This is a genomic window from Chryseobacterium candidae (genome assembly GCF_004916905.1).
GTDB classification, from domain to species: Bacteria; Bacteroidota; Bacteroidia; order Flavobacteriales; family Weeksellaceae; genus Chryseobacterium; species Chryseobacterium candidae.
Genome location: NZ_SDLV01000038.1, coordinates 1 through 12,398, shown reverse-complemented (window position 1 = coordinate 12,398; position 12,398 = coordinate 1). Strand labels below are relative to the sequence as shown.

At 36.8% G+C, this 12,398-nt stretch carries 10 protein-coding genes; 4 read left to right on the top strand and 6 right to left on the bottom strand.

Annotation, left to right across the window (positions count from 1 at the left end; all coding sequences use genetic code 11):
- Nucleotides 1–51: 51 nt before the first annotated feature.
- Together EK417_RS16630 and EK417_RS16625 are read right to left on the bottom strand one after the other, a co-directional pair.
- Entirely contained in the window at nucleotides 52–1,173 is a 1,122-nt protein-coding gene (locus tag EK417_RS16630; protein WP_136522799.1) for an agmatine deiminase family protein, read from the bottom strand.
- 69 nt (nucleotides 1,174–1,242) lie between these two features.
- A complete protein-coding gene (locus EK417_RS16625) occupies nucleotides 1,243–2,067 on the bottom strand; it encodes an AraC family transcriptional regulator (RefSeq protein ID WP_136522798.1) in 825 nt (274 codons plus the stop codon).
- Nucleotides 2,068–2,233: 166 nt separating this feature from the next.
- Between EK417_RS16625 and EK417_RS16620 the strand changes: the two genes are divergently transcribed.
- Complete coding sequence (locus EK417_RS16620; RefSeq protein ID WP_076594363.1) at nucleotides 2,234–2,482, top strand: hypothetical protein; 249 nt, start codon at nucleotides 2,234–2,236, stop codon at nucleotides 2,480–2,482.
- Nucleotide 2,483: 1 nt separating this feature from the next.
- Nucleotides 2,484–2,891, top strand: a complete 408-nt coding sequence (locus EK417_RS16615) for a YybH family protein (protein WP_136522797.1) — start codon at nucleotides 2,484–2,486, stop codon at nucleotides 2,889–2,891.
- Nucleotides 2,892–2,967: 76 nt separating this feature from the next.
- Here the strand turns inward: EK417_RS16615 and EK417_RS16610 are convergent, their stop codons facing one another.
- The 4 genes from EK417_RS16610 to EK417_RS16595 form a co-directional block, all read right to left on the bottom strand.
- Nucleotides 2,968–4,422 carry a sigma 54-interacting transcriptional regulator gene (locus EK417_RS16610; protein ID WP_136522796.1) on the bottom strand — a complete coding sequence of 485 codons (1,455 nt, stop codon included), beginning with the start codon at nucleotides 4,420–4,422 and terminating at the stop codon, nucleotides 2,968–2,970.
- A 62-nt stretch (nucleotides 4,423–4,484) separates the two neighbouring features.
- On the bottom strand, nucleotides 4,485–5,624 hold the full coding sequence (locus tag EK417_RS16605; protein ID WP_076594366.1) for a vWA domain-containing protein: 1,140 nt from the start codon (nucleotides 5,622–5,624) through the stop codon (nucleotides 4,485–4,487).
- A gap of 293 nt (nucleotides 5,625–5,917) precedes the next feature.
- A complete protein-coding gene (locus EK417_RS16600; RefSeq protein WP_136522795.1) occupies nucleotides 5,918–7,690 on the bottom strand; it encodes a flavin monoamine oxidase family protein in 1,773 nt (590 codons plus the stop codon).
- 13 nt (nucleotides 7,691–7,703) lie between these two features.
- On the bottom strand, nucleotides 7,704–8,891 hold the full coding sequence (locus EK417_RS16595) for an FAD-dependent oxidoreductase (RefSeq protein ID WP_136522794.1): 1,188 nt from the start codon (nucleotides 8,889–8,891) through the stop codon (nucleotides 7,704–7,706).
- Between the two features lie 684 nt (nucleotides 8,892–9,575).
- Here EK417_RS16595 and EK417_RS16590 point away from each other — a divergent pair.
- Both EK417_RS16590 and EK417_RS16585 read left to right on the top strand, forming a co-directional pair.
- On the top strand, nucleotides 9,576–11,312 hold the full coding sequence (locus EK417_RS16590; protein ID WP_076594369.1) for a sensor histidine kinase: 1,737 nt from the start codon (nucleotides 9,576–9,578) through the stop codon (nucleotides 11,310–11,312).
- The gene (locus tag EK417_RS16585) at nucleotides 11,290–11,943 is read left to right on the top strand and encodes a response regulator (protein WP_076594370.1); all 654 of its coding nucleotides are present in this window, start codon (nucleotides 11,290–11,292) and stop codon (nucleotides 11,941–11,943) included. The genes EK417_RS16590 and EK417_RS16585 overlap by 23 nt, the downstream gene beginning before the upstream one ends.
- The last annotated feature ends 455 nt before the right edge of the window (nucleotides 11,944–12,398 follow it).

Below are 12,398 nucleotides of genomic sequence, written 5' to 3'. Positions count from 1 at the left end.
TAAATATTGTCTAATTTTATGTCAACCTATTTTAGGACTAGTCATGTTATTTTACTGAGGTTGCTGCTGGGTTACACAATGAACCATTCCTCCATTGGCGAATAAGTTACGGCAATCAATTCCAACTACCTGTTTGCCAGGATACAGCTGCTGGATGATATGGTTGGCAACCGCATCATTCGGATCATTATAATTAGGAACCAGTACACGGTTATTGGCAATATAATAATTGATGTAAGAGGCACGACCTACATTTTTTCCGTAAGTAGTAATGACATCATTTCTTGTTAAAGGCACTTTTACAAACTGATAAGCCGCTCCGGTTTTTGTGGTAGCATCATACAGTTTATCAATATCTCCATTGGAAACCTGCCAGTAGGAAAGATCATCGGGAGTCATTGTAATAATGGTAGATGAATTGGCAAATCGGGCAAACCCGTCAATATGCATGTCTGTGATATCAAGGCCGGCTTTTCCGTTCAACCAGATAAATTTGGTTACTCCGAGATTTTTAGTAAATATAGCTTCTGCCTGTTGTTGGGTCATTCCAGGATTTCTGTTATTATTCAGGATAGAGCTTTTGCAGGCCATCAAAACTCCGTTTCCGTCAATTTCCACACTTCCTCCTTCATTGATCATCACTGAGTTAAGATTGATTTTTGGAATGTTTGTATCTGCTGATATTTTAGAAGGAATTGCATTACATTTGCTGTAATCTGCCTTGTTTCCCCAGCCGTTAAACCCCCAATCCTGAATAAATAACTGTCCGTTCTGATCTTTTACGTAAATAGGGCCGTTATCTCTTACCCAGAAATCATCCGTTGGATAAATTTTGAAGTTGATGTTGCTAAGAGGAACTCCTGCAGTGTTGAGCAGCCCTGTAATACGATTCTTTTCTGTATTGTTATAAGCAATAATGTGAACTTTTTCACTTTTTACAAGCTCTCTGGTCATTGCTATCCAGGTGGCATCCAGACGGTTTCTGTAGGTAGTTCCATATTGATACTGGTGTGGCCACTGAAGCCAGGTTCCTTCATGGGGAGCTGATTCTTCAGGCATTTTGTAAACAGTTGTTTCCGGATTTACCATACCCGGTATTTCTGTTAATTCCGCTGATGAGCAGGATAATAGAAGAAAAGGTAATAATGGGAACATAATTTTCTTTTTTTGCATAACTGATCTATTTTTAACAGAGCAAAATTAGATCGATTGTTTTTCTTAAAGTTGTCCCAAATTGACAACTTACTTCAAAGGTAATAAAATATAGGTCAGCTGCTTTTCCTGATCATCTTCGTTTTCAGCATGCCTTTCATACTTTTCGATGATAGGAGTGTGTGAAAACTCAAGACCTGAATTAAAAATCCAGCGGGAATAGATCTTCGTATAGGTGTCGTCTATTGTTTCGTAGCTTCCGGAATGGGTAAAGCGGGCGTATTTGCCTCCGAATATCATTTTTGAAGGAAGCTTTTTATCTCCGGATTGAACAGACGAACAAGCGTCATACCGGCAGCTGATTTCAGTTTTTATTAAAGGTTCATCGGCTATAACTCCGAAATATTCTGCTCCTGAGCCAGGGAAATCATTCTCCATGAATTTTTCCCACAGCATTTCAATTTCTTCATTGTTATAATAGGTGTTAATGCTCTGGTAATATACCTGCACAGGCTTCAGATATACAATTTCGGGTTCCAGCAGGACTTCTGAGGCAATAGGAATGATGGCATCTCCACAAAGGAGCTGTCCTTTACTTTGTCTTGCAGCTTTAGGGGAGATCCCAAAATGTTGTTTAAAGGCTTTGGAAAAGGAAGCGATATTGGCAAAACCCACTTCAATGGCAATGGAGGTGAGATTTTCCTGGGTATAAAGAATCCGTTTATAGGCATTTTCTACTTTTAATCTTTGCTGGAAAGCACCTATTGTTTCTCCGCAGCTGTATTTGAAAATACGCTGGATATTCCGGTAAGAATAATGTGAAATATCTTCCAGTTCCTTTACAGAAACAGGGTGGTCATAATTCTTTTCCATGAAATTGATAACTCTGTAAATACAATTCAGGTGGTCTTCCATAAGCTTCAGTATTTTTAGAAATACAGGGGCTGAAATAAAGTACAAATAAAAGAAATAATAAAATGTCTTAGCAATATTGTATTTTAGCTTTCGGTAAAAATAAATCTGTAAACGATCATTTTTACCATTTTAAAAACAAAATACAACCAAAAACTAGAAATAAACCATGGAAAAAGGATTTTCACAATTAACCGACCATGAATTATTAGAAAAGAAAAAAGAAATGAAATCCAATAACATTCTCAATGCTGTACTCCTGGGATTAATGGTAGGTATTTCGGTTTATAGTACCATAACTGGCGGTTTCGGATTTCTGACGGTTTTGCCATTATTTTTTGTAGGTTCTATTGTTAGCCGCCGGAATAAAAATAAGAAACAATTGGAAGAAGAATTAAACTCCAGAAATTTAAAATAACATGCAGGACTTTGACAGAAAAACAGAAACAGGTGCTGTAGCCTATTTCCGTCACTGTATAAAAAACGGAGATGCTGCAGGTGCATTAAGCTGTTTTCATCCTGATGCCGTTTATATTGACAGAGATGGGCGGGAGCTGAGAGGACTTGAGCAGATAGCATTGGCGATGCATGAAATTTGCTGTTTAAAAATGGATATTCAGGGTGAAACTCCACATATAACTGTTGTGAATGATCTTGCCATGTGGCAGGATCAATGGGAAATGACGGGAAATGCTCCTGATGGGCATCCTATTCATATGACCGGCAATACTTCCTGTATCATGAAGAAAAATGAAGAAGGAGAGTGGCTATGGCTGGTTGACAATCCTTTTGGTTCTGCAGTACTTAAAAATGATAACCTGGTATAAAAATGATCTTGTTTCTTAAAAAATAAAAAACCTTCAGATCAACTGAAGGTTTTATTTGAATATTATTTACTGGTTTTTAGTTACGTAAGAATTGCCCGATCCCCGGAGAATCAAAAGTGAATGCATTCTGATTTTCAGATTTATCAATTTTATTGCTGATGGTTAATGCCCATAATACAAGTTCTTTGCAGAAATTCTGATCTTCTTTGCTCAATTCAGAGGCATTTTCTTCCACTACATTTGTCAAAGGTTTTATTTGATCAAGTTTAGCATAGAATTCTTCATCCGTATCATTGTAGCTGAGTTCTAAATGATTTTTGTTGAACCATCTGATCAGGTCAGTGTATGGTGTTTTGATCCCTTCTTTTTCCAGTTTTGAAATACGCGGGAAGAGGCTTTCAAATTGGGTCATTACGGCTTTGTCAATTAATATTTTGGCAACATAATCTGCTCCTTCCTGTTCGCCTTCATATACCAGCTCGATCTTTCCTGTGATGGATGGAATGATCGACATAAAATCAAGCAGACGTACAGTAGTTCTTTCTGCACCGGATTCAATTAAACGTAATTTGGCTGCTGCCATTAAATTTTCCATAGCACTGATGGTAAGACGTGCACTGACACCGCTTTTCGCGTCTACATATTCGCTGATACGGGCCGCAAAAGCAACTTCTTCCAAAAGGTCTTTCGCCAGATCAGGAATCTGGATCTGTGCTTTATCTTCAGCCGAAATCAATGCTTCCTGTTCTGTAATCTGTCTGGCAAGAGCTATTGTTTTTGGATAATGGGTGAAAATCTGAGATCCGATTCTGTCTTTCAGTGGAGTTACAATACTTCCTCTGTTGGTATAATCTTCCGGATTAGCGGTAAAAACGAACTGAATATCCAGCGGCATTCTCAGCTGGAATCCACGGATCTGGATATCTCCTTCCTGTAAAATATTAAACAGGGAAACCTGAATTCTGGCCTGCAGATCCGGTAATTCATTTAAAACAAAAATAGAACGGTTCGCACGCGGAATCATTCCGTAATGTAAAACACGTTCATCGGAATAGGGCAGTTTTAAGGTAGCGGCTTTAATAGGATCTATATCTCCAATTAAGTCAGCCACATTCACATCGGGAGTAGCCAGTTTTTCGTAGAAACGGTGAGAACGGTGCACCCAGGAAATTGGGGTTTCATCACCCAGTTCAGCAATCAGATCTCTGGCAAATTTTGAAATAGGATGAAAAGGACTGTCATTAATTTCTGATCCCTTTACGATGGGTATATATTCATCCAGCAGATTAACCATGCTTCTTGCAATTCTGGTTTTTGCCTGTCCGCGCAGTCCCAGTAAATTGATGTGGTGGCCGGCAAGAATGGCTTTTTTCAATTGGGGAACTACGGTGTCTTCATAACCCCAAAGTCCTTCAAATACAGGTTCTTTAGCTTTAATACTGGCAATTAAATTGGCCTGAATTTCCTCATTAATCGTTTTATGAGTATAACCAGAGTCTTTTAATTCTTTAAATGTAATATCGTTTTTCATTTCTTGTAATACTTTATCGGGTAAGATTTTATTTTAATGCTTTAAAGTCTGAAATCTGACCTTTATATTCTTCTTATTCTGTTTTTTTCGTAATCTTCAAAAATCATTTGTCCTAAACCAGATAGTCCGGTGAGGAATGCTTTTCCTTTGTTCTGGGCTGTAAATTCTTCCACAAACTGACGGAGGTAAGGATCCTGTGCAATCATAAATGTCGTGATCGGAATTTTCAGTTTTCTTGCCTGTGCTGCTCTGTTGAAACATTGGTTAACAATTTTTTCATCCAAGCCGAAACTGTTCATATAAAACTCACCGCTGGGTAGCTGAATACAGCTTGGTTTTCCATCGGTGATCATAAAAATCTGTTTGTTGGTATTTCTTTTTCTGCGAAGGATATCCATGGCCAGCTCAAGTCCGGCTACCGTATTGGTGTGATAAGGGCCTACTTTCAGATAGGGAAGATCTTTAATCTTAATGGGCCATGCCTCATTTCCAAAAACAATGATATCAATGGAATCTTTCGGATATTTTCTTTTAATCAATTCCACGAGTGCCATCGCTACTTTTTTGGCTGGAGTAATCCGGTCTTCACCATATAAAATCATAGAGTGGCTGATGTCGATCATTAGAACAGTACTCATTTGAGCCTTATGTTTTGTCTCTTCTACGATGAGGTCTTCTTCTGTAAGGCGCAGATCTGAAATTCCGTTGTTGATCTGTGCATTTTTCAGGCTTTCCGTCATATTCACGGCAGCAAGGTCGTCTCCATACTGGAAGGAACGGTTTTCGCCATCACGCTCATCTCCAATTCCTGTTTTGTTGGTACGGTGATTTCCCGCTCCGTTTTTCTTCAGTTTTCCGAAAATCTGATCCAGCGCATATTCACGAAGGGCAGCTTCCAGTTTAGGCGTTAATATATTTTTACCTTTTCCACTTCCCGTATTGCCTTCTTCAGGATCTTTTTCTTTGATATAACCACGTTTTTTCAAGTCTTCTTCAAAATCCTGAAGGGTATATTCATCACTGAAAATATCATATTCCTGATCAAGCATATCCAGCCAATCGAAGGCTTCTTCAATATCTCCGGAGGTGTGGGTGAGCAAATCTTTAAAAACATCAAAGACCCGGTCAAAATGTGATAATTCTTCCGGCACATGTTTACTGAATATAAATCCTTTTCCGGGATTAAAATTTTTATCTGTCATAAGATGATAAAGAGATTTTGCAGTTATTGGGTTTTGAATATTTCAGATAATATAATGAATTGTCTGAAGTATTCTTTAATTCGTTTCAAACCGAAAAGTTAGGAAAATATCATCTCAAGATTCCCTTAGAAAAATAGAAAATACTAATGATTGTGATATGGAATAAGAATATAATGCTTATCAGATTGTACAGATTATAAATCAAAAAACTCCCATATCCTTAAATGTGATAAAGCTCCGAAATACTCCGGAGCTTTATCTATACACATCATCTTATCATTATGTATTCAAGATTACCATCCTAAATAATATTCAGGATCTAACCAGTATGGCCAGTCTAATTTAAAATGGGTCTGAAGCATTTTTTCCGCTTCACAGAAAGCACCTTCCACCCAGCCCTGCTGATCAGAATAGGCTTCCCCAATAATATGAATCTGTTCATCCACCAATGGTTTTCTCATATAAGGCATCACATCTTTTACTGAGAAACCTGCTTTCCAGGCATGATATCCTGCGCCGTAGGGATCATCTGTCCAGTCTCTGAAATAGGTTACATAAGGTTCCGGAATATCTATACCATGCAGTTCTCTAAGCTGGTTCATCAATTCATTCACCATTAATTCTGTAGCCTGAACATCGTCAAACTTATGCAATTCTTCCAATGATGCAGATCTTGCAGCTCTTACTTTAAACAGAACTTTATCATCAGATAGGGCTTTCCAGAATGTTTCTGTTTCCATATCACCGTAACTTCCCAATAACATTGAATTTTTGGTTTCAGTATCAGTACCGAAATAATAGCACTGTCTCATCGGTAAATCTGTAATGGAATGCCCGGAATCAATTCCCAGTTCTCTCCACCATGGGCTTTCAAAGCCCATAAGGATTTTAAAGGCAGGCTCCATGATGATAGAACGGATGTTTTTGTTCAGTTTCTGATGCCTGTTAGCGTCAAAGAAGAAATTATTCTGATCCAGAAGTTCAAGTGATTTTCTTGGCATACCCAATACGATTGAATTAGCGTACACTTTCCATGTTTCGTTGCTTTGTATATTCAGGAAGGTTAATTCGTATTTATGAGTAGCGGTCAAATGATGATCTTTGGTAAAAGTAATCAGTTTGTTTTCAGACCAGATGCGTGCTCCTTCATACTCCATATACGTGTTGGCTACTGCATAGGCAATGCTGTCGTAACCTTCCTCAATGGTTTTGTAAGTTGTGTCTGCAGAAAAGTCTCCTACCATATAAGGAAATGCTTCGGCAGAGTTCCAGTTGATTGTGTTAGAGTAGTATCCTCCGGCATTTGCTAAGAATTCGTAGCCTTCCTGGGAGACCTGATCTTTGATTAAGTTCCAGAAACCGATATCATTTACCAGACGTTTGTCATAGGGAGAACCCGGGAAATTGTAAACCATTCTTGGTTTTATTGCATCCCAGTCGCGGCTGGTCAGTTTGAAAGTAAAATCATAGCCATTAGGATCTGCAATAATCAGGTCTTTATAGGTGGCAGCTACCCATGGATCAGCCATTAGAACATTATAGATAATTTTATTGAATAACTGATCGGAGCTGAATCCTTCATCATTTTCATTGAGATAATAGCGTGTAATCAGTTTGTTATCATGTTTCTGTTCTTCTGTCCATGCATTCTGTTTGAAACGTTCTTTCCGGATGTACATCAGAAGCTTTTCAGGTTCTCCCATATGAAATGGGATAGGGGTCATTTTATCTTTCAGAACAGGCGTTCTTTTGCTCAGATCTGCTTCTTTCAACGGGTAACCTTCTATGAGTGTTGTTACAATTTCCTGAGAGGTGAGATAGCGCATTCCCCCAAGTTCTCCCCAGAAATTCATTCCCGGCATAATTACAGATTCCAGTCTTCCGCCTAATCTGTCGCTCATGTCGAAGATCTGTACTTCGTGACCTTTATATTTATTGTCTGTTACCAAACGAAAAGCAGTGTATAGTCCGGAAGTTCCGGCACCTATAATGGCTACTTCTATCTTCAGATCAGGCTGCATGCCCGGATAGAGCGGTGTATTTTTATTGACGTTTTCTTGATTCATGATGTTATAATTTTTAAAGTGCTAAGAAATATTTATATCCTAATCGGAATGGAGTAATATCAAAATCAGTATGTCCGTCTAATGCAAGATCCGACATAATTTTTCCTAAGAAAGGGGTGAATTTGGCAGCCCATCCTGTAGCATACACCACAATGTTTTTATGGTTGGGCACATAAGACGGGGCAAAATCAATCAGCAGTTCTTTATTGGGAATTGTACTTAAAGCGATAAGGCATGTTGAAGTATATTCAGGAATGATGCTTAGCCCGGTCATATGATTTTCAATCCATTGGGAAGTGTAGGCCAGTTCCTGGGGATTGGGAATTAATGTTCTGTCGCTTGGCTCATCCAAAGGTTTGATCACAAAATCAGGTGCTACACGGATGTATTCCGGATGATCCCATTCCACGGAAGGAAAGCCGTAGAACTGATTGCCATTGTCTCCCGTTGCATTCTGAAATACAAACCATGTTGGATACTGTATAGAAGGATCTGTTTTTTTAAAATAAGCAGAAGACATATTCCAGTAAGTGGCTTCTATTTTAAAATCAAGCAAGTTGATCACACTGTTGATATAAGGTCCGGGAATGATGGCCAGTTTTTTAGCGATATAAATTCCATTGGGAGTGGTTAGCTCAAAAAGATCACCGTTTTGTTTAATCTCAAGTACTGGAGAATCTTCTCTGAGTTCTACGGTTTCTTCTTTCTGGCAAAGGTCTAAAAGTGTTTCAATAGTCGCCTTAAAATTGATGCTGGCACCATCCGGCTGAAAGAGTCCGGTGTAATTATCGGGCAGGTTTTTGAAATGATACTGCTCTTCGATTTCTTTTGAAGTTAAAGTAGTATAAGGAACTCCTAAAGCTTTTAAAGCTTTTTCTGCTTCAGCAATATTCCCTTCGGTGGAATGAACTTCAGGGTCACCAAACCACAGTGTTCCTACTTTATCAAGCAGCTGGGTATCTGTTTTTTTCTGCAGCTCGTCCCAATAAGGCTGTGCATCCAGAGCCATTTGTACCATATATTCATCAGGATAAGGAATACGGAACTGGCGTGATACTCCTGCAGAACTTCCCAGCTGATTGACAAAGGTATATTGTTCCAGTACTAAAGTCTTAGCCTGACGCTGGCCAAGATGATAAGCTGTAGCAAGTCCTATTGCTCCTCCGCCAATGACGATTACGTCGTAGTTTTCTGTAATCATAGGTTATTTGTTTTAATTTTTATAATTGTATTGGAGGAAACCCCAAAGTAAAGACATCAATATGGAGGAATGTACCATCATTAATGATCTTCACTATTTTCGGAATTTTGTCCACTACAATAGTTTAAGTGTAAAGATGAATCTTTCGGTACAGGTTAATATTCTGGTTTTCCATTGAATATTGTCACTATTAATAAGCATTTCAAATTAACAAAGAAGAGAGTATAAGTTCTTAGAGTGTAAACAACCAATTATTGCATTGGGTAGAAATACGGAATAATAGAAAATCCATACACAGAAGGCTGTTTCAATAATCATTAAGAGTATAAAGAATAAATGATCTATGGATTTTCTCGTTCATTTTTTTAACTTAATATGTATTATTTGGAATAAAATATGCAGGAAAAGAATATTTTACTGAGCCTCAACTTTTGCAATTGCTCTAAAAAAAAAGATTTACATAAATAAAACTGAATGTTTACAAGGCTTTTTAATAGTAAAAAAAAATAAATTCTATGGGTTTAATCAAATATTCATTATTATAAGAAGACAAAAATTACTTTAACTTTGTCAATTGAATGATATATGATTATTATGAAATTATTGAAAATAATGGTATATTGTTAAAAGCTAATATCTAATGGACTTACATCATCAGGAAATTAATTTAACTGATAAACAAATATGAAAAATAAATTCTTAAATTTTAAATTGAGAAAACTTGTTCATTACTCATTGATCCTTTGTATCTTACTGATACAGATCATTATTGCCATATTTTTCTACAATGAATTTGTTAACGGAAAGAAGCTGAAATTTATTAAAGATCAGCTTGAGGAAAGCCGTGCATTGGGAGGCTTAACTGATAATTCCAGGAAAGATTTCATGGATGCACAGGATCATCTTCAAAAATATATGGCCACTCAGGATAAGAATGATTTACAGCTCTATTTCAAGTCGTTGAGAAAACTTAAGACTAATTTTGATAAAATTGGTGAATACGAAAATACAAGTCCCAGATTGAAAAAAAATCTGGCCCTCCGTAGCCAGGATACTTTAAAAGCTGCGAAACTGAAGACATTAATAGATTCAGTGTACCAGACTTCTCTGAATCCACCAACAAAAATTGAGGATAAGCAATATGAGCCGGCTAAGTATAAAAATGATTTTGAAGATTTCAAGATTCAAACCCGTACTTATGCAGATACTGTAAAAAAGAAAGGCTTTTTCGGACGTTTAAAAGATGCCGTAACAGGAAAAGTAGATGTTCAGAAGGAGAGTACTGTGATCACAATGACTAATAATAAAACCATAGATCTTTCTCAGGTAAAATCCAAAATGGACAATACGATAAAATCTATAGACAAACATTATGCTGCCGAAGTAAAGAAGGTTCAGCTGCTTGCAGCCATTAGTCAGAAGAATAATTTACAGTTTTACAGTAATTTCAGTAAGCTGTTGGTGTATAGTAATAACTTAATAGAAGTGTATGAAAATGCCATCAGGGATTTTAAATCTGAATTGGAAAGAGAGTATAATGAACAGAGCTCCAATAATAACAGGATAAGGACTTATCTGGTATTGGGACTGATGATTCTGATGTTTATTGTTTCTATCCTGATCATGTATTTTACAAGAATGGCATTTGTCTACGAACAAAAACTGGATACTGCCAATAAAGAAATTAAGAAGAACCTTAATTTCAAGAACAGGATTCTGGGAATGTTAAGCCATGACTTGAGATCCCCTTTGAAAATCATCAATATTTTCATAGATAAAATCCACAGAACTACTGAAGATGAAACGATAAAGGATTATCTTAAATCAATTAAGTTTACCAACAGCACTTTGCTTCTCCAATCTAACCAGATTCTGGAATATACCAAAAATGAAAATGCTGAAAAAGAGCTTATACAGTCCGTTTTCAATCTTAAAGATGAAATCAGTTCTATTGTCAAAGTGATTACTCCGTATCTGGAAACGAGAAACAACAGATTTATGGTTACTGACAGAATTCCTGATCATTTAGTAGTATATTCGGATAATATCAGAATCAATCAGATTTTTATGAATATTCTGGGAAATGCCAATAAGTTCACAGAAAACGGGCAGATTGATCTTGTAATGGCTACAGAGCCTCTTGGAGAAAATAAAATTTCCCTGATTACAACAGTAGGAGATACCGGAGTAGGAATATCAGAATCTGATCTTGGTAAAATTTTTGACCCCTATTATCAGGGTATGGTGTCTGATGAAGTTGATAATCTGGGAGCAGGACTTGGACTTAATCTGGTAAAAGAAATTGTAGAACTTTTCGATGGTGATATATCCGTTGAAAGTAAATTACATAAAGGAACCAAAGTGACATTCAGGATCAATTTAAATCTTAATAATAATAATGGAAACACCAGTTCAAAATAAAGAGATTATATTCCTTCTGGCAGACGATCACAGCATTGTACGCCAGGGAATGGAGATTGTTATCAGTGATATTGTTCCTAATGCTAAAGTGTATCAGACTTCATCTTTACATCAGGTATTGGAACTTATAGAATCAAAAGGAATCGAGATGGCTGTCATTGATGCCCATTTCCCGGACGGAAACAGTCTTCATATTTTACCACAGATGAAAAGGGTAAATCCTGATCTTAAAATTTTGATTTTTACAGGACTTGAAGAAGAGCTGCATGGCCTTAAATTCGTCAAAGCCGGTGCTGATGGTTACCTGAGTAAGCTGTGTGAAGAGGAAGAAGTAAGAGAAGCAATTACAACCTTTATTGAAAAGGGTGAATATTTTTCTACTCTTTTACGAAACCTATTGATACAGCTTGTTTCCAACCCTGATCTGATAAGTCCGCTCAACAGTTTAACCAAAAGAGAACTGCAGATTGCAGAACTGTATGCTGAAGGATATGGAAATCTTGAAATTTCAAACAGCCTGAATATCAAACAGAACACAGTAAGCACCATCAAAAAAAATATCTTTGAAAAACTCAAGATTGAAAATATGGTTGAGCTTGTTGACCTTGTCAAAACCCATCATAAACTTTAATGTTTTAAGGTAATCACCACTTCAGAGAATCAGAATATTATATTTCATCGATAAATATCTATAAACTGATCGATATGTATCGATGGGGTTTATAGAAGATTTTATTTGGGAATGTTGTTCCTTTGTACTGTGAAATTTAAGTAATAAAAAAGCAACTGAGAAATGCTTTTAAACCTCTGAAGTTTCATACACAAAAACAACAAATGATCATAACTATACAAATAATAAATGGTAGTTATAGAAACACAAATGATGAAAAAAATTAAATAAACACAGATGAAATTAAAGAAGTGTAAGAATAACCTTAAACGGCCTTCTTAAAAAAGCCAAATGATCAGAAAAAAACACAAACACATATAGTGAGGTTCAGTTGATAGGTTACATTACAAACACAAAAAGGAGGCATAATGCTTCCTTTTTGTGTTTTTGGATGAGAATAAAAGATGTCGGGGAGA

What these genes read in the sequence shown, in the direction of transcription:
- EK417_RS16630 (WP_136522799.1), bottom strand. Translation starts at nt 1,173, where the DNA reads ATGCAAAAAAAGAAAATTATGTTCCCATTATTACCTTTTCTTCTATTA.
- EK417_RS16625 (WP_136522798.1), bottom strand. Translation starts at nt 2,067, where the DNA reads ATGGAAGACCACCTGAATTGTATTTACAGAGTTATCAATTTCATGGAA.
- EK417_RS16620 (WP_076594363.1), top strand. Translation starts at nt 2,234, where the DNA reads ATGGAAAAAGGATTTTCACAATTAACCGACCATGAATTATTAGAAAAG.
- EK417_RS16615 (WP_136522797.1), top strand. Translation starts at nt 2,484, where the DNA reads ATGCAGGACTTTGACAGAAAAACAGAAACAGGTGCTGTAGCCTATTTC.
- EK417_RS16610 (WP_136522796.1), bottom strand. Translation starts at nt 4,422, where the DNA reads ATGAAAAACGATATTACATTTAAAGAATTAAAAGACTCTGGTTATACT.
- EK417_RS16605 (WP_076594366.1), bottom strand. Translation starts at nt 5,624, where the DNA reads ATGACAGATAAAAATTTTAATCCCGGAAAAGGATTTATATTCAGTAAA.
- EK417_RS16600 (WP_136522795.1), bottom strand. Translation starts at nt 7,690, where the DNA reads ATGAATCAAGAAAACGTCAATAAAAATACACCGCTCTATCCGGGCATG.
- EK417_RS16595 (WP_136522794.1), bottom strand. Translation starts at nt 8,891, where the DNA reads ATGATTACAGAAAACTACGACGTAATCGTCATTGGCGGAGGAGCAATA.
- EK417_RS16590 (WP_076594369.1), top strand. Translation starts at nt 9,576, where the DNA reads ATGAAAAATAAATTCTTAAATTTTAAATTGAGAAAACTTGTTCATTAC.
- EK417_RS16585 (WP_076594370.1), top strand. Translation starts at nt 11,290, where the DNA reads ATGGAAACACCAGTTCAAAATAAAGAGATTATATTCCTTCTGGCAGAC.